General features: G+C 38.7%; 19 protein-coding genes. 11 read left to right on the forward strand and 8 right to left on the reverse strand.

Annotated elements, in window-relative coordinates:
- The first annotated feature begins 117 nt into the window (after positions 1-117).
- The 3 genes from HZR84_05855 to HZR84_05865 all read left to right on the forward strand — a co-directional run bounded on the left by HZR84_05855 (position 118) and on the right by HZR84_05865 (position 1,826).
- Positions 118-690, forward strand: a complete 573-nt coding sequence (locus HZR84_05855; protein ID QNL21475.1) for a Crp/Fnr family transcriptional regulator — start codon at positions 118-120, stop codon at positions 688-690.
- 97 nt (positions 691-787) lie between these two features.
- A complete protein-coding gene (locus HZR84_05860; protein ID QNL21476.1) occupies positions 788-1,198 on the forward strand; it encodes a hypothetical protein in 411 nt (136 codons plus the stop codon).
- Positions 1,182-1,826, forward strand: a complete 645-nt coding sequence (locus HZR84_05865) for a hypothetical protein (protein QNL21477.1) — start codon at positions 1,182-1,184, stop codon at positions 1,824-1,826. Before HZR84_05860 ends, HZR84_05865 begins: the two co-directional genes overlap by 17 nt.
- A 19-nt stretch (positions 1,827-1,845) precedes the next feature.
- On the opposite strand, the gene HZR84_05870 is transcribed toward HZR84_05865, so the two are convergent.
- The 5 genes from HZR84_05870 to HZR84_05890 form a co-directional block, all read right to left on the reverse strand.
- Positions 1,846-2,898, reverse strand: a complete 1,053-nt coding sequence (locus HZR84_05870) for a DUF4407 domain-containing protein (GenBank protein QNL21478.1) — start codon at positions 2,896-2,898, stop codon at positions 1,846-1,848.
- Positions 2,899-3,010: 112 nt separating this feature from the next.
- A complete protein-coding gene (locus tag HZR84_05875; GenBank protein ID QNL21479.1) occupies positions 3,011-4,033 on the reverse strand; it encodes a hypothetical protein in 1,023 nt (340 codons plus the stop codon).
- Positions 4,005-5,561 carry an Rne/Rng family ribonuclease gene (locus HZR84_05880; GenBank protein ID QNL21480.1) on the reverse strand — a complete coding sequence of 519 codons (1,557 nt, stop codon included), beginning with the start codon at positions 5,559-5,561 and terminating at the stop codon, positions 4,005-4,007. Before HZR84_05880 ends, HZR84_05875 begins: the two co-directional genes overlap by 29 nt.
- Before the next feature lie 173 nt (positions 5,562-5,734).
- The gene (locus HZR84_05885) at positions 5,735-6,565 is read right to left on the reverse strand and encodes a tetratricopeptide repeat protein (protein ID QNL21481.1); all 831 of its coding nucleotides are present in this window, start codon (positions 6,563-6,565) and stop codon (positions 5,735-5,737) included.
- A 6-nt stretch (positions 6,566-6,571) separates the two neighbouring features.
- Positions 6,572-6,877: an integration host factor subunit beta gene (locus HZR84_05890; protein QNL21482.1), complete on the reverse strand. Its 306-nt coding sequence runs from the start codon at positions 6,875-6,877 to the stop codon at positions 6,572-6,574.
- Between the two features lie 129 nt (positions 6,878-7,006).
- Between HZR84_05890 and mutY the strand changes: the two genes are divergently transcribed.
- Genes mutY through gldD form a run of 4 tightly spaced genes read left to right on the forward strand, consistent with a single transcriptional unit; the run spans position 7,007 to position 10,490 of the window.
- Positions 7,007-8,080, forward strand: coding sequence for an A/G-specific adenine glycosylase (gene mutY / locus HZR84_05895; protein ID QNL21483.1), 1,074 nt, complete (start codon positions 7,007-7,009; stop codon positions 8,078-8,080).
- Between the two features lie 6 nt (positions 8,081-8,086).
- Positions 8,087-8,539 (forward strand): single-stranded DNA-binding protein, encoded by a 453-nt coding sequence (locus HZR84_05900; GenBank protein QNL21484.1) that lies wholly within the window; start codon positions 8,087-8,089, stop codon positions 8,537-8,539.
- Between the two features lie 27 nt (positions 8,540-8,566).
- Positions 8,567-9,940, forward strand: a complete 1,374-nt coding sequence (gene gldE / locus HZR84_05905) for a gliding motility-associated protein GldE (protein ID QNL21485.1) — start codon at positions 8,567-8,569, stop codon at positions 9,938-9,940.
- Complete coding sequence (gene gldD, locus HZR84_05910; protein QNL21486.1) at positions 9,915-10,490, forward strand: gliding motility lipoprotein GldD; 576 nt, start codon at positions 9,915-9,917, stop codon at positions 10,488-10,490. Before gldE ends, gldD begins: the two co-directional genes overlap by 26 nt.
- Here the strand turns inward: gldD and HZR84_05915 are convergent.
- A complete protein-coding gene (locus tag HZR84_05915) occupies positions 10,487-11,521 on the reverse strand; it encodes an FAD:protein FMN transferase (GenBank protein ID QNL21487.1) in 1,035 nt (344 codons plus the stop codon). The genes gldD and HZR84_05915 overlap by 4 nt on opposite strands.
- Positions 11,522-11,577: 56 nt before the next feature.
- Here HZR84_05915 and ruvB point away from each other — a divergent pair, with 56 nt between their 5' ends.
- Both ruvB and queG read left to right on the forward strand, forming a co-directional pair.
- On the forward strand, positions 11,578-12,606 hold the full coding sequence (gene ruvB, locus HZR84_05920; protein ID QNL21488.1) for a Holliday junction branch migration DNA helicase RuvB: 1,029 nt from the start codon (positions 11,578-11,580) through the stop codon (positions 12,604-12,606).
- Positions 12,606-13,532: a tRNA epoxyqueuosine(34) reductase QueG gene (gene queG / locus HZR84_05925; protein QNL21489.1), complete on the forward strand. Its 927-nt coding sequence runs from the start codon at positions 12,606-12,608 to the stop codon at positions 13,530-13,532. The genes ruvB and queG overlap by 1 nt, the downstream gene beginning before the upstream one ends.
- 6 nt (positions 13,533-13,538) lie before the next feature.
- On the opposite strand, the gene HZR84_05930 is transcribed toward queG, so the two are convergent.
- Entirely contained in the window at positions 13,539-13,892 is a 354-nt protein-coding gene (locus tag HZR84_05930) for a hypothetical protein (protein QNL21490.1), read from the reverse strand.
- A gap of 31 nt (positions 13,893-13,923) precedes the next feature.
- The gene (locus HZR84_05935) at positions 13,924-14,112 is read right to left on the reverse strand and encodes a hypothetical protein (GenBank protein ID QNL21491.1); all 189 of its coding nucleotides are present in this window, start codon (positions 14,110-14,112) and stop codon (positions 13,924-13,926) included.
- Positions 14,113-14,209: 97 nt separating this feature from the next.
- Between HZR84_05935 and HZR84_05940 the strand changes: the two genes are divergently transcribed.
- Positions 14,210-15,661 carry a BatD family protein gene (locus HZR84_05940; GenBank protein QNL21492.1) on the forward strand — a complete coding sequence of 484 codons (1,452 nt, stop codon included), beginning with the start codon at positions 14,210-14,212 and terminating at the stop codon, positions 15,659-15,661.
- On the forward strand, positions 15,662-16,738 hold the full coding sequence (aroC, locus tag HZR84_05945; GenBank protein QNL21493.1) for a chorismate synthase: 1,077 nt from the start codon (positions 15,662-15,664) through the stop codon (positions 16,736-16,738). It abuts the gene before it with no gap.

A 16,738-nucleotide genomic window follows, 5' to 3' on the forward strand; every position in this document is an offset into this window, starting at 1 on the left:
CATTGAATGATTCAGTACTAAACATCAGCCAATTTTTAATTGATTTATTCAGAATTATTTGTCTTAATTTACCTTAGACCGGTGAAAAATTAAATTGCTTTGTAACCTTTGCTTCAAATGCAAAACCTAATTAGCTTTTTCAATCAATTTATGCCATTATCCGAAAAGACCATGGCGCTGATGGCCGAACATTTTGTATCCGCTGAATTAAAAAAAGGCGAGTATTTTATAAGAAAGGGGCAATACGCAAAAGAGATTGCCTTTCTTGAGAGCGGCATAGTTCGGGCTTATTATATTACCGCGGAAGGCAAGGAATACAACAAAACCTTTTTTTCAGCTCCTTCCATCATTGGCTCCTATGCCTCGCTGATCAGCAAAGAAAAAAATACCGTCGCTCAACAGGCCTTGACCGATTGTAAACTATGGAAAGCATCTTTTTATAAAATCGAGCGCTTATCCGAGGGCAATATTGAAATTGAAAGACTAAGACGGATCATAGCAGAAGGGTATTTTCTAAGCAATGAGAAAAAAGAAATAGAAATGGCCTTGCTCGATGCAGAACAACGCTATCTGATTTTACAAAAAGAATATCCTGGCATAGAATTGAAAATTCCGCAATTCCACATCGCCTCCTATCTGGGAATCAGCGCGACACAACTGAGTAGAATTCGAAAAAAAATGAATTCATAGGCTCATTTCTTTACATATGTAAATGCAATAGTTTTTGGTATCCTTATTCTTTGCAATAGAAATCAGACAAAGCACATAGCTTTTAAATACCATTAGCATGGAAAACAAAGAAATCAATTATTTCAGAGTCCTCTTTATCATTTCAGCCCTCTGGAATCTAACCGGAGCCATATTTGGCTATTTCAACACGGCTTATACCTTTCAGGGCTTTTTCACTCGGGAGTTAAACGACCCGCTTTTTTATTCGATTTATCAGGGCGCCTGGGGCACTACGTTTGTTTATTTCATAGGCTACTCCATTGTGGCTTATAATCCACTGAAACATACGGGAATTGTAATTGTGGGTGGTATCGGAAAAATTGGCTTTGCCATTTCACTTCTAAAATTTTATATGGCAGGCCTGGCCGAATCCATCGTATTTGTGGTAATAATCGGTGATTTTATTTTTGCGCTTTTGTTTTTGCACTATTTCTACCGACTGTACAAAAGCGGTGAAAACATTTTTTGAGTCCTATTTCATGGTCAATCCAGTTTTAATTTGGATTTTGAGTTTGGCAATCCTGAATCCGATGATTGCGTTTACTCAAAGCACCTGGACCCCGGAAATACAAAAACAGGGCATTTCAGTTTATACCAAAGCTGAAAAATACTCCGATTTTAAATCCTTTAAGGCTGAGGTGGAGCTGCCTGCCAAAATTGAGGAGGTCTTGCAGGTATTAAAGGATGGGGCTCATTACGTCCATTGGTTTGGATTTACAAAGACATCCAGGTCTTTAAAAAAAGAAGGGGATGTGCAATTCATCTATATGGAAACCATTTTTCCCTGGCCTTATGCCAATCGGGACATGGTCTATATGATGTCATTTGACACCAAAAGCCCGAATGAAACATTAATTATTCTCAAAGGCATTCCCGATTTTTTGCCGGAAAAAAGGGGGATTGTCAGAATGGAAAAAGCCAATGGATCAATTCTCTTACAATCTGAGGGAGAAATAACGAAGATACGTTATGTGTTTCACAGCGAACCCGGAGGCCGTATCCCTCATTGGCTGGCCAACAATTCCATTGCAGAACTCCCTTATCAAACGCTTTTAGGTTTGAGACAAATGCTCTCTGATAAGAGTTTAATTGATTAGAATTTATACGGCCGTTCTTTTACATACTGTCCAATTTCACATCCAGTCGATCGAATACAAATCCTTTTTCCTTGGCATTGAATGCTTCTGCCTCTTTTTTCAATTCGCTATGGATATAGGCTTTGTCTTTGAGAATGGCGCTTTCAAAACCGTATTCTCTTGCTTCCAATAAATAATCATAGGGTCCTTTGGAAGAAATTAATTTAACAAAGATCGGGGCACATTCTACCACTATAAAAAGCATCATGATAAAGAAATTGGCCCACCAGATGGCCTCGCTCTTTGTGCTGAGCCTGTCCATGGCTTCCAAACGCGCAGCGGGTCCGCCGATCTCTGCTTTTCCCAGCACGGCCAAATCACTTTGCATGTTGGAATCCAATTGAGTCAATTTGCCATAATTATCAGCAATGAGCGCAAGATTTTTTTCTTTCAGGTTTTTGAGTTCGGCATCCACCCGGTCAGCATCGGCTTTCTTGATTTTATAAATGGGACCGGCATTTCTACGCATGGTACCGCCGGTGCCATCGGCCTCTTTTTGTGCTTTTTCTCTCAGAGCATCTCTTTGTTGTTCTTTTTGCTGTATTTCAGACTTTAGCCCTGAAATCGAAGCATCCAGCGAGGCTTTTTCTGCCAGGTATTTTTCCTTGGCGAAGTTTTCCTGACCTTTCTGAACTTCCTGATTCATACTGATCAATTCAGCATTGATTTCTTTTTCGAAAATCTTTAATTCCAGGGGTTTTGCAATGACGATGGAGATGAGTATGGCCAGAATGATTCGCGGTGTGGCCAGTAAAAATTCGTTGAAAGCGCTCTCTTTTTTTCGCATGCTGGATACGATAAAGCGATCGAGATTAAAAATCATCAATCCCCAGACAAGTCCAAAGACCGAAGCAATTATCCAGCTATCGAAAACGCTGTGGAGTGCATAAGCCGCAGCCAATGCTGCGAAAACACCCGTGAAGAAAATTGTAGCACCAATTCCGACGTACTTTTCAGAATCGGTCTCTGCCTTTTGGAGCAATGACGTATTTGCCCCGGCACAATACCAGAAGAATAATTTGACCTTTTGCATAATAATTTGACCTTATTGAATTTGAATATCCTAAAAACGAAGGACAAAGCGACTTATTTATTTATAAAAGGAAATTATTAATGATGAGAAGGAATATGAAGAAAATGATTGTCTAACGCGAAGGATTATAGCCCGATAACCTGAATATTTTTTGCGCATCTTTTTCGGCCATCAATTCCTGAAGGCTCAGCTCGTTTTTTTCCATATAGGATTTTACAATCTCATATCCCATCCAGCGGCCGACCCGCCCAGGGCATTCCGGCTCAATTTCAATGGTTTTAGGCCTTTCACTGATGTACTTCTGAATTTCAATCCTGTTCGTTTCAAACAACAAGCTGCGTTCGACGAAATAGGCCCAGAGTATTTTTTCCTTATTGCGGAAATAGGCAATGTCATCTTCTGAAAAGCCAAGATTTTGTGAATCGCTAATGTCGTGCACCGTTTTACTTAAAAAATAATGGGCTTTGCCATAATAAATCATTTCCGCAACCAGTGTTTGGTCTTCGTGATCGGTTTCATTGTAGAAATTGGAAATGCCCAAACCTATAAACATGGGTACCAGATTTTCCGGCCGGTAGCGATCCAAAATATACTGCGGGTCGTTTTGCACATACATGGCTTCGGGGCCTAAAAAATAATCGAGACCAATGATAATATGACGCTTGCTGACTATAATATCCAAGGGGGATAAAAATGCTGTGAAAATGCAACTTACTTCAGGTGCTCTGAAGTCGGGATAATAGTATTTAACATGTTCAAACAGATGCTTTAATTCCTTCTTTCTCTCACCAAAATCTCCGAAAATTTCTTGTGACTGATTGTAAAATACTCTGACGCTGGAATCCTGAACCCTTTGATAAAGCATTTCACTCAATACCCTCGAATTGGGTAATTTGTTCAGCTCCAAATAGAGATTAAAGACATCGCGGTTTGTGACAATGATGCTGTCAATTTCAACGATGGAAGAAGCATCAAAAAGTTTTTGATCTAAACGCTTAACGTTGAGGTCAATTTCTATGTGCTGATGATCAATATCATCTTTTGTGATTGAATCACAGGAAAAAATGATTACAGAAAGAGAAAGAAAATAAAATAAGAAGTTAATATCAGGCTTCCAGATTAATTTCTTCTCCATTTTTATTAAAGATTTTATACGAAACCAATCCCAGAGAAGTATCTCTTATCAATTTAATTTTGGCTTTGTATTTCATTGACATCCGCATCCTTTTAGACATCATGCCTTTGGTAAAATAGGCGTGTAAATAGGGATGCATTGCTACACTTATTGAAGATTCATTTTGATTCTGAATCACCTTTTCAATGTTTTCTTCAATCTGATCGGCCACGGCAATGGAAGGTTGAATTTGTCCGGTACCGTTACAGGTTGGGCATTCTTCCCTTGTCGTAATACTCAATTCCGGTCGTACCCTCTGACGGGTGATTTGCATTAGGCCGAATTTGGAAAGGGGTAAAACCGTGGATTTCGATTTATCGCTTTTCATTTCAGCCTTCATCGTCTCATACACTTTTTTGCGGTTTTCCGCTTTGCGCATGTCAATAAAGTCTATAACGATGATCCCGCCCATATCGCGTAATCTCAGCTGTCTTGCCAATTCCTTAGCTGCCTCGATGTTGACTTTTAAGGCGGTATCTTCCTGATTTTCGCCGGCATTGGATTTATTCCCCGAGTTGACGTCGATAACATGCAGTGCTTCGGTATGCTCTATAATGAGATAGCCCCCACCCTGTAATGCCACTGACCTTCCAAATAAGGTTTTTAACTGTTTTTCGATTCCAAAGGATTCAAAAATCTTGACCTTATTATTATAAAGTTTTACAATTTTTTCCTGCTCGGGAGATATGCGCTTGACAAAGCTTTTCACTTCCTGATAAAGTTCTTTATTGTCAACCACTATTGAATCGAAGGTGTGGTTTAAAACATCTCTCAGAATTGCGGAAGCCCTGTTGACTTCACCAATTACTTTCAGAGGCGGTTTGGCGGTTTGTATGGCTTTGAAGCCCTGCTCCCATGTGCTGAGAATGTTTCTCAGATCGGCATCGAGTTCAGCCACTTCTTTTTTCTCGGCCACCGTTCTTACGATAACACCAAAATTTTCCGGTTTGATGCTTTCCATTAATCTCTGAAGACGTTTTCGCTCTTCGCGGTTGACGATTTTTCTGGAAACATTGACGGTATTTGCAAATGGCACCAATACACAGAATCGTCCCGGAAATGATAATTCACAGGATAAACGCGGTCCTTTAGTCGAAATGGGTTCTTTGGCAATTTGTACCAAAACCCGCTGACCTTTTTTCAGAACATCGTTGATCTTACCGAATTTATTGATATCCGGTAATATTTTGATGCCTCCGAGTTTGTGCGTAGCATTTTTATTTGAAAGCGCCCTTTGCATAAATCTGTCCAGGGTGCTGAATTTTGGGCCTAAATCGTGATAATGAAGAAAGGCGTCTTTTTCGTGTCCAACATCAACAAATGCGGCATTTAGACCCGGAACGACTTTTTTGACAGCTCCGAGATAAATATCACCTACATTAAATTGATTGTCCGGCTTCTCATGATGAAACTCAACGAGTTTTTTGTTCTCGATTAAAGCTATTCGAGATCCTTCATGAGCCGCATTAATGAATAATTCGTTACTCAATTTTGAAGGAATTTAGATGTGAGAAATACAGCTGATTTTATGGTACAGCCTTATTGACCAAACAAAATAAGATTACTTCTTCTTATGTCTGTTTTTTCTCAATCTTTTCTTCCTTTTGTGAGTTGCGATTTTATGTCTTTTTCTTTTCTTTCCGCAAGGCATAATAAAATGTTTTATAGTTCTTTTAACAATGCATTAATGGAAGCTTGCACTTCCGGATCAGCATCGAGCGTTGAGGCTTTTGCCAAAGCCTGTTTGGCCTCTTCTGCTTTTCCTGTTTCTTTCAAACACAAACCCAAATAATACCAGGCCCTTACATTGGAGCTGTCTATTTGAGTCAATTTGACGAATCTTTCGATTCCTTTATCATATTGGCCCGATTGGATGGAAAGAATTCCCAGATTGAATATTGCATCAATATTATCGGGATCTTTTTCCAATACTTCGCGCAGCATCATAATCCCCTTCATAGGAGCTTCCGATACCACGTAAGTCATGGCCATTTTATTCATTAAATCAAATCGCCGAGGCTGCTCTTCAAGCAAACCTTGCATGAGTTCTCTTGCCTGAGTTCCCATTTTGCCGGCATCATCCATATTTAAAGAAAAGGTCATGGCTTCGTAATAATAATTGGCCAGATTTTCCCTGTTTCCGGATGTCTCATTTAGCTCCAAAGCCTGCTTTCCATATTTGATGGCATTGTCAAAATCACGCATCTTGGAATAGGCCTGCGCCAAAGAGTCCGCAAAGATAGACTTTTTTTTATTATTTTCAGCAAGTTGAAAAGCGCTTTTAAATTTTTCCACCCTGGACTCGTAGAGTGAATCAGAGAGAATGGAATGGCCATCCATGGGATTCTCATCCGAAGCTAATGTATCGCTTTTTTCTTCTTCCAGTTCTGCAATCTCATCCGTTTCGTTATCAATGATAATTTTTGGAAGTGAATACAAAAAAACCAATAAGAGAATCGCGGCTCCGATGAGGAGCCACTGTTTTTTATTCATTATAAATTATTTCGCGTTGGCTCTTTTAACCTTGTCGCTTTTTTTCACTTGTTCTACAAATGATTTTGAAGGCTTGAATGAAGGAATGTAGTGTTCATCAATGATAATGGCTGTATTTTTGGAAATGTTTCTGGCTACTTTCTTTGCTCTTTTTTTATTCACAAAACTTCCAAAGCCTCTCACATAAACATTATTACCGTCAACCATGGAATCCTTCATGACCTTAAAGAAAGCCTCAATAGTAATTTGCACATCTGCCTTCTCAATTCCGGTCTTCTCGGCTATCTCATTTATTACATCTGCTTTAGTCACAACTCTGTCTTTTAGTGATACTCAAAAAATTAGGTGCGCAAAGGTAATTGCTAGTCCTTATTTTTGAAAACCATTATGAAAGAAAAAAGGATTATTTTAATAATGAATAAGCCGATATGCTGTTTTTGAATGAATAAATTAGACTTTTTATCTAAAGATTTGCAGAAGTGGTATTTGAAGAATAAACGCGAATTGCCCTGGAGAGATACCAAAGACCCCTATAAAATATGGCTTTCGGAAATTATCCTTCAACAAACACAGGTTGTACAGGGCCTGCCCTATTATCTGAAATTTGTTAAAAAATATCCTCAAATAGAGGATCTCGCCAATGCCCCGGAGGCCCAATTATTAAGAGATTGGCAAGGCCTTGGGTATTATTCAAGAGCCAGAAATCTCTTGCACTCTGCTCAAATAATCTGCAATGAAATGGAGGGAATCTTCCCGAAACGGTACAATGAAATTATAAAACTCAAAGGTGTTGGAAAATACACTGCGGCGGCCATTGCCTCTTTTGCTTTCAATGAATCGAAAGCCGTGGTAGATGGCAATGTAATACGGGTAATTGCAAGGCTATTTGCGATAAAAGATGCCGTAGATCAAATGCCCGGAATGCGTAAAATTGAAAATCTAGCTGACGAATTAATTGATTCAAAGAGACCGGACCTTCACAATCAGGCGATGATGGAATTGGGTGCAATGATCTGCACGCCAAAAAATCCGAACTGCGAAGCATGTCCTTTTCAGAACCATTGCGAAGCCTATGATCGTAAAATTCAAACCGAATTGCCTCTGAAATCGAAAAAAATAAAAACCCGAAATCGCTATTTCTATTATCTGGTCATTATTTCAAAAGATCAGATCCTAATGAAAAAAAGAGTGGAAAAGGACATTTGGCAAAATTTATACGATTTTCCTTTAATAGAATTTAAAAAGGAATTAAATGAAGATTCTTTCTTAAAAAATAAAAGGCTTGAGCAATTGATTAATGCAGGATTTGACATCCGCGAAATAAGCCCATTTCAAAAACACCAACTTTCACACCAAAGTATTTGGGCTAAATTCATAATTTTGCAAAATGATCGGATAAATTATTCGACTTTTGAACAAATTTTTGAACACAGTTCATTCTTCAGCAAAGTAGAAAGCAAGGATTTGGGCAAACCGAAATTAATTCTTAATTTTTTAGAGAAATACATTTATTAAAAGCATATGGCAGGCGTTAACAAAGTAATTTTAATTGGTAATCTGGGTAAAGATCCCGAAGTAAGATATCTTGAAAGTGGCTCAGTGGTGGCCAATATAGCGCTTGCAACAACCGAGTCCTACAAAGATAAAAATGGCAACAGAGTAGATAATACCGAATGGCACGATCTCGAAATGTGGGACGGGCTGGCCAAAATAGCAGAACAATATCTTAAAAAAGGAAGCTCTGTTTATGTAGAGGGAAAAATTAAATCTGACACCTGGCAGGATGAACAGGGAAATAATCGAAAAAAAACTAAAATACGTGTTTTAAACATGACCATGCTCGGTGGAAGAAGCGATTCGGGAACCGATAATACGGCTTCTCAGACACCCAGAACCGAGGCTCCAAAAAAGGAAGTTAGTCCTGCAGATATCAATCAGGGTGCATCGGATGATGCCGATGATCTACCATTCTAAGTATATGTTTAACCTAGCAAACATCTTTTGGAAGGCAGCAGTTTAGACCCCGGTCCGGAACAGGTCCTGGTCAATTTCGCGCAAATACTCTTCGAAATTGATCTGTTATTTTTTGGATTCAATATTCTGGTATTCCTATTCCTCTTATTGGCTTCGGCCATTATTTCAGGTTCAGAAGTAGCCTTTTTCTCTTTGCCAAAAAGCGTATTGAGTGACTTGTACTTTAGCGAGAAAAAAACCGACAAGCGGATTTTGGAATTGCTTAATAGGCCACAGCGACTCCTGGCTACCATCCTTATCCTTAATAATTTTATAAATGTGACCATGGTCATTTATTCTACTTACCTTGTGTGGTTTTATTTTCCACAACAGGGCAACAGCGGTTCCATCCTGGCAGCCCTCACATTTGTAGTTACATTTCTGATCGTTTTTATTGGTGAGCTCACACCAAAAGTATATGCCAACAGAAATAATCTGAGTTTTTCCAGGTTTACTTCGGGTATATTATATGTAGCGAGTGTAGTATTAATGCCTTTATCCTACCTTTTGACAAAAAGCTCATCATTTATCGAAAAGCGGGTTCAAAAGAAAGGTTTCAATGTATCGGTAGACAAATTGCATCGCGCCCTCGAACTGACCGCAAATGAAGACACTACCGTTGAGGAAAAAGAAATTTTAAAAGGGATATTAAATTTTGGACAAATCACCGCCAAGCAAATCATGAAGTCCAGAATGGAAATCCTCGCCCTTGATGAGGAAATCAACTATCACGAACTTTTGGACATCATCAATAAAAATGGCTATAGCAGAATGCCGGTCTTTAAAGAAACCGTTGATGATATCCAGGGTATTTTATTCATAAAAGACCTGTTACCTCATATCGATGAAGAAGATAACTTTGAATGGCAGAAACTGGTCCGAAAAGGATTTTTTATTCCTGAAACCAAAAAAATTGATGACTTACTCAGGGATTTTCAGGAAAAACGTGTTCATATGGCCATCGTTGTAGATGAATACGGTGGTACGGCCGGATTGGTAACGCTTGAAGATGTCATCGAAGAAATTGTTGGAGAATTCAACGATGAATTTGATGATGAAGACAAGACTTATATTAAAGAAGATGAAAGTCTATATACATTTTTAGGCAAAACCCCGCTCAATGATTTTTGTAGGGCTCTGGACATAGACCTGAATATTTTTGAAGATGTAAAAGGCGAAAGTGAGTCACTCGGTGGTCTGCTGCTTGAAATGTTTTCGCATTTACCAAAGGTCGGTGAAAAAATCAATTTTAAACAGTTTCAGTTTACTGTCGTCGCTGTTGATCTAAAGAAAATAAAAAAAGTCAAGGTTGAAATCCTTGAAGAATCAGCAATCAATGATCAGGAAAGTTTTTCAGATTAGTATTTTTTCGGTTTTTCTATTCGCTTGTGAAGGCGAATTTACACCTAAGCAAAAGGGATATAATCGAATCGATTTACCGCCACATCATTACGACAGCCTGAAGGGTGATTATCCCTATACGTTTTTAGTTTCAAAAGAAGCTGAAGTTCGCCAACACAGCTCCCCTTATGCCACCAAAGACTGGATCGATATTGAATATTACGATTTCAATGCCGATATGCAGATTACCTACATTCCCATTGAAAATGAAGCGATGTACCGGAGTTTGATCAATGATGCCTATAAACTTACTTCAAAACATCAAATCAAAGCCACTGCCATCGACAGGGTGGAAATTAAAACCGATAATGGACAGTCGGCCACCATTTTTGAATTGGAGGGTGAAGTACCGAGTCCAATGCAATTTTACCTTAGCGACAGTACAAAGCATTTTCTTCGCGGTGCGATCTACTTTAAAACGGCCACAAAAAATGATTCTTTAGCTCCGGTAATCGAATACCTCAAAAAAGATGCGCTGGTATTGATCAACAGTCTGGAGTGGAAAAACTAGTTCTCAATTATCATTTTTCTAAGCCCATCGGACATGTATGAAATGGTTTCTCCGTTTTCATCGGAGTATACCAGGTAAATCATTAGGCCAAGTTCCCGAGCTAATTCAATCGTTGCTTCCGTACCCATTACCATAAAAGCAGTAGCGTAGGCATCGGCCGTCATGCAGTTTTCTGAAAAAACCGAAGCGCTGAGTAAGGTATGATCAACGGGATAACCTGTAATTGGATTTATGGTATGCGCGTACTTCACGCCTTCTTTGACATAAAAATTTCTGTAATTCCCCGAAGTTGCTAATGACAAATTTTCAAGCTTGACAGTCGCTTTCAGACTTTTGCCATCTTCGTTGTATTTGGGATTGTCAATTCCAATAAGCCAAATGCTATTTTTATTGTTCTTTCCTCTACATCTTACCTCACCGCCTATTTCAACCATATAATTTTTAATGCCTCTTTCTTCAAAATACTCCCCAATCAGGTCTACCCCATAACCTTTCGCAATGGCTGAAAAATCAAGCATAACACCGCTTGTATCCTTTTTAATGGAATTTTCATTATAAATTATGTGTTCAAAGCCTACAAATTGCATGAGCGAATCGATATCTGTGGAATCAATGTTCTCACTGTTTTTAAAACCAAAACCCCATGCATTTACCAATGGCATAACAGTGGGGTCGAAAGCACCTTTGGAAAATTCATACACCTCTTTTGCTTTAATAAGCACCGGTAAAAAAAATTCGCTTCTAAAAATTATACTGTCGGATTGATTGAATTGTGATATTTCCGAATCTGAAATATAAGTGGAAAGGGATTGATTGAAATCGACCAATAAATTATCAATTTCTGATTTGTAATTGATCTTTTTATCGTCAATGTATTTAATATGGTAGGTCGTCCCCATGGTATTTCCTTCAATCTGGATATAGGTTTCCGCTTTTTTGGATTCCCGGTACTGATAAACGATCAAAACCAATACGATCAAAACAATTGGATAAATCGCGCTCTTTTTCCAATTTGGTTTTCTTTGCTTCATATTAAATTAAAAGGATAAACGGTATAAATTGTAAATTGCGACAAAGTTATTGATTAATGCGGGAAGATTATATTCAGGGTGATAAAGCTCATATGAGCCAGGAAGATAAAGAGCTTGAAAAAGCACTACGGCCATTGAGTTTTGATGACTTCCAGGGCCAGGAAAAGATCGTTGATAATTTAAAAGTTTTTGTTGGCGCCGCAAAGATGCGTGAAGAATCTCTCGATCACGTTTTATTGCACGGGCCACCGGGCCTGGGGAAAACTACGCTTTCGCATATTATCGCCAATGAGCTTAAATCCAATTTAAAAATTTCTTCCGGACCGGTATTGGATAAGCCGGGAGACCTGGCAGGACTCCTAACCAACCTTGAACCTTATGATGTTTTGTTTATCGATGAAATTCATCGTTTGAATCCTGTGGTAGAAGAATATTTGTATTCTGCCATGGAAGACTACCGCATCGATATTATGTTGGATTCCGGCCCATCTGCCAGATCGGTACAGATTGAATTAAACCCTTTTACCTTGATTGGCGCTACAACGCGTTCCGGTCTTTTAACCGCACCCTTGCGCGCACGTTTCGGTATTACCGCGAGACTTGATTATTACGATCAAGAATTATTGACAAAAATCATCAAAAGATCATGTGGGATTTTGGAAACGGAATACGATGACAACGCAGCCGATGAAATTGCAGGCAGAAGTAGGGGTACCCCAAGAATTGCAAATAATCTTTTGAGAAGAACCAGGGATTTTGCTTTGGTGAAAGGCAAAGGAAAGGTAACTTTTGATATCGCAAGAATGGCACTTGAAGCTCTGAATGTGGATAAAGCCGGATTGGATGAAATGGATAACCGGATACTCAAGACTATAATTGACAAATTCAAAGGAGGTCCCGTTGGTATTTCTACCATTGCAACCGCCTGTGGTGAAGAAACAGAAACCATCGAAGAAGTTTATGAGCCTTATCTGATTAAAGAAGGCTATTTAAAACGCACTGCCAGAGGTCGGGTTTGCACCGAACTCTCATATAAGCATTTGGGAATAGTGCCTCCGAATTCCACTCGCGATCTATTTAGTTAATGGATTCTTTCCGGAAAAAAGTACGTACCGAGCAAGTCAAAAAACTGGCAATAAATGCAGGATTTGATGAATGTGGGATTTCTGAATCGGGATTTTTAGAGGAAGAGGCACCTAAGCTGGAAAAATGGCTTAAAGCCGGACAACACGGGGAAATGAGCTGGATGGAAAACTGGTTTGACAAAAGGCTGGACACCAGAAAACTGGTAGAAGAATCCAAAAGTGTTATTACTGTTCTCTTAAATTACTATCCTAAAAGAAAACAAAAAGCCAACTCATATAAAATCTCCAAATACGCTTATGGAAAGGATTATCATTTTGTTGTAAAGGATAAATTGAAATCTTTTTTTGAATCCATTCAAAAAGAAATCGGTGCGATTAACGGAAGATTATTTGTGGATTCCGCCCCGGTAATGGATAGGGTCTGGGCAAAAAAAGCAGGCTTGGGCTGGATTGGAAAACATACGCTTTTGATAAATAAAGGTGCCGGATCCTATTTTTTTATAGGACACATCATCTCGGACCTGGAACTCGAAGCAGATAATGAGATTCCTGATTTTTGTGGTGATTGTACACGCTGTATCGATGCCTGCCCTACAGATGCCATCAGCAATCCTTATTGGCTGGATGCAACAAAATGCATTTCCTATTTAACCATTGAGCTGCGCAATGAAATTCCGGATACTTTTAAAGGGAAAATGGATAACTGGATTTTCGGTTGTGATATCTGTCAGGATGTTTGTCCTTGGAATCGATTTTCAAAATATCATACAACAGAAGAATTTAAACCACTTAATGCCCTGATGGAAATGTCGAAAAATGAATGGGAAAATCTAAATGAATCAAAATTCTCAGAACTATTTTCAAGGTCGGCCGTGAAACGTACAAAGTTTAAAGGTTTAAAGCGGAATATTGACTTTGCTCGCTAGCCTTCGTCACTCATTGCCAGACCTCTTCTTGTAATTGGCCAAAAGAAAAGCACCGTTTCCAAGACAAGCAATACTCATTGACCAGAAGACAACTATTCTCCGCGATTTTTCCGGTGAATCTTCTTTATCATAGGATTTGAAAGCCATATTGGCTGTCATTACACCAAAGAGAAGGCTTAGTAAAAGCGAAAAATAATAAGAGCGGATATTTCTGCCCAGACCGATACTCAGAAAAAGTAAAACTACTCCAATGAATGGTCCGATAAAAGCTGTAGGAGGACGGCTGGGGTTTAGAAAAAAGCTTGACAATCCGGCCAATATCATGATCAGCCCCGCGAGTCTTTGAATATTTTTGTTCATAAGGAAAAAACTGATAAATCAGCTTTTTGTTTTAGCTGACGGTATTAAAAGCACGTATTAGTATGTCGCGATGGCTTTGCCCGAAATGAATAAAACACCATCTTCGAAATTCTTCCAATTTTTCAGTAATGATGTTTCTGATGGCTTTTAATAATTCCCTTTCGAAAAGTGCATTATCAAAACTCACTTTTTTCAAAATAGTCTTACTGTATTCCAACATTTTATATTAACGTTTTGGCTAGAAAATTAACGCATGTATTACTCTCATATTTCATTTTATTAAATTTGTATTTGCAAACTCAATATTGGAGGAAAGGATGCGCTATTTTACTAACATAATATTACTATTTTTTCTGATATTTTCCAGATCTTTTTTACAGGCGGCTCCTGGGGATGTACGCATTGAATTGGGCCGAAACAGTATTGCCCAAAATCAGGTTTACACGATTAAAATTATTTTGGAAAATGAAAATTTCAAGGCCTATTCCGACTTTCCGGAAATACCTGGTTTTCAGAAAAGAGGCACCTCCTCAAGTACCAATACTACCATAGTAAATGGAAAAATGTCTGTTTCAACCAGCATTACACAGAATTATTTTCCGACCAAACAAGGAACATTTTCGCTCGCCCCTTTCAAAATGACCATTAATGGTAAAACGGTAAGCTCAAAGGGTACAAAAATTACAGTAGGTCCACCTGTTCAAAATCAGCGGCGGCGCGACCCTTTCGCCTGGGATCCATTTGACGAATTCTTTAACCAGGGCAGAAGCAATATAGAATATGTAGATGTGGAAGCAGATGCCTTCTTTGCAGTCACAACTGATAAAACAGAAGTGTATCGCGGTGAAGGATTCAATTTGACCGTGTCATTTTTTGTAGCCGAGAAAAACAAGGCACAAATGCGATTTCCGGGTGATATTGGCAATCAATTAAACGAAATAATAAAAGAAATAAAACCGGCCAACGTTTGGGAAGAAAATTTTGGAATTAGCGAAATTATGAGAAAACCGGTGAAACTCAATGGTAAAAATTATGATCAATACATTCTATTTCAATCCTCCTATTTTCCATTAAATGAAAAAGACATAGTCATCCCTCCAACACAACTGAGAGTAATAAAATACAAGGAAGCCAGAACCAGAAGTTTCTTTGGTTCTCCCAGACAAGAAGACGAAGCCGTCTTTAAATCGAAAAAAAGGCGGATTCGTGTAAAGCCTTTGCCTGAGCATCCTTTAAAGGAATTGGTAAGTGTGGGTAATTATAAATTGGAGGAAGACCTCAATGGAAGCAATTTAAAAACGGGTAACAGTTTTGAATATTCGTTTAAAATAAAAGGCCAGGGAAATATTGCTGGAATCAATGACCTGCAGGCACCTCAGGATGAGAATTTTGATTTTTATTCACCAAGCGTAGCCCAAAATATTCAAAGGGCGAACAATTCTGTTGGCGGTTCCAAATCATTTAATTTTTATGCCATTCCAAAAGAACCCGGGGCTTATGATTTAGGGGACTATTTTTCATGGATATTTTTTAACCCAAAAACAGAAAAGTACGATACCTTAAAATCTGAAATCAAAATTGAAGTTACAGGTGAAAGTCAAAAAAACTCCTATATTTTATCGAATGATATGGGTACATTTTACGATCTCATTGAGTTTCAAAATAATAAATTACAAGCCAGGGAAGAATCAATTGTTCCAAAAATCATTTACCTTTCTCTGCTAAGTCTGAGTCTTTTGGTCAGTATTTATGTTTACATTAAAAAATAAATGTCGAATTCCCTCGGTAGGATACTAAAACTCACAACTTTTGGCGAATCTCACGGTGAAGGCCTTGGTTTTATACTGGATGGTTTTCCGGCAGGAGTCAGCATTGACATCGGCAAAATCGAGAGGGAAATGGCGAGAAGAAAACCCGGACAATCGAAACTTACTTCCCAAAGAAAAGAAAACGATGGCATCAAAATTCTGAGTGGAATAAAAGATGGCATCAGTCTCGGTACCCCCATATCCGTTTATATTGAAAACAGAGATAAGAAATCAAAGGATTACGATCATTTAGAACATAATTACCGACCGGGGCATGCCGATTATACCTATGAACAAAAATACGGTATCAGAGAGCATCGCGGTGGCGGAAGAAGTTCGGCCCGTGAAACCGCCAACTGGGTAGCTGCTGGTGCTATTGCTGCCCAATTGCTGGACAATACGGAAATTCAAATCCATTCTTTTGTAAAACAAATTGGCAATATTTCTACTCAACTAAAAAACGATGAAATTGACTACAGCTCAATCGATTCCAACATGGTCAGGTGTCCGGATCAGCCAATAGCCGAAAAAATGATCAGTCATTTGGAGTCCGTTCGCAAGGAAGGTGATACACTTGGAGGCATAATTCGATGTGTGGTGAAAAATATGCCTATTGGTCTTGGAGAGCCGGTATTTAATAAATTACAATCTGCTTTGGCCCAGGCCATGATGAGCATAAATGCAGCAAAGGGTTTTCAATATGGATCTGGCTTCGAATCTGCCCAAATGAAAGGATCCGAGCACAATGATATATACGAGAAAAGAGATAATGTCCTAAAAACCAAAACCAATAATGCCGGTGGAATTCAGGGTGGTATCAGCAATGGAGAAAATTTATATTTCGATGTCGCCTTTAAACCGATTTCTACGATAATGAAAGATCAACCAAGTGTTAATGATAGCGGTGAAGAGGTAATATTAAAAGGAAAGGGACGACATGACCCATGTGTGGTACCGAGAGCTGTTCCCATTGTAGATGCACTTACCGCCTTTGTTCTTGCAGATTTTTACTTACTTAGCAGGATTTCAAAAATTTGA

Origin of the sequence: Hyphobacterium sp. CCMP332 (assembly GCA_014323545.1) — a bacterium.
Classification (GTDB): domain Bacteria; phylum Bacteroidota; class Bacteroidia; order Cytophagales; family CCMP332; genus CCMP332.

Coding starts and splice junctions, on each gene's coding strand:
- HZR84_05930 (QNL21490.1), bottom strand. CDS start 13,892: ATGAACAAAAATATTCAAAGACTCGCGGGGCTGATCATGATATTGGCC.
- HZR84_05940 (QNL21492.1), top strand. CDS start 14,210: ATGCGCTATTTTACTAACATAATATTACTATTTTTTCTGATATTTTCC.
- HZR84_05870 (QNL21478.1), bottom strand. CDS start 2,898: ATGCAAAAGGTCAAATTATTCTTCTGGTATTGTGCCGGGGCAAATACG.
- aroC (QNL21493.1), top strand. CDS start 15,662: ATGTCGAATTCCCTCGGTAGGATACTAAAACTCACAACTTTTGGCGAA.
- gldD (QNL21486.1), top strand. CDS start 9,915: ATGATCAGGAAAGTTTTTCAGATTAGTATTTTTTCGGTTTTTCTATTC.
- HZR84_05855 (QNL21475.1), top strand. CDS start 118: ATGCAAAACCTAATTAGCTTTTTCAATCAATTTATGCCATTATCCGAA.
- HZR84_05860 (QNL21476.1), top strand. CDS start 788: ATGGAAAACAAAGAAATCAATTATTTCAGAGTCCTCTTTATCATTTCA.
- queG (QNL21489.1), top strand. CDS start 12,606: ATGGATTCTTTCCGGAAAAAAGTACGTACCGAGCAAGTCAAAAAACTG.
- HZR84_05915 (QNL21487.1), bottom strand. CDS start 11,521: ATGAAGCAAAGAAAACCAAATTGGAAAAAGAGCGCGATTTATCCAATT.
- mutY (QNL21483.1), top strand. CDS start 7,007: ATGAATAAATTAGACTTTTTATCTAAAGATTTGCAGAAGTGGTATTTG.
- ruvB (QNL21488.1), top strand. CDS start 11,578: ATGCGGGAAGATTATATTCAGGGTGATAAAGCTCATATGAGCCAGGAA.
- HZR84_05935 (QNL21491.1), bottom strand. CDS start 14,112: ATGTTGGAATACAGTAAGACTATTTTGAAAAAAGTGAGTTTTGATAAT.
- HZR84_05875 (QNL21479.1), bottom strand. CDS start 4,033: ATGGAGAAGAAATTAATCTGGAAGCCTGATATTAACTTCTTATTTTAT.
- HZR84_05900 (QNL21484.1), top strand. CDS start 8,087: ATGGCAGGCGTTAACAAAGTAATTTTAATTGGTAATCTGGGTAAAGAT.
- HZR84_05885 (QNL21481.1), bottom strand. CDS start 6,565: ATGAATAAAAAACAGTGGCTCCTCATCGGAGCCGCGATTCTCTTATTG.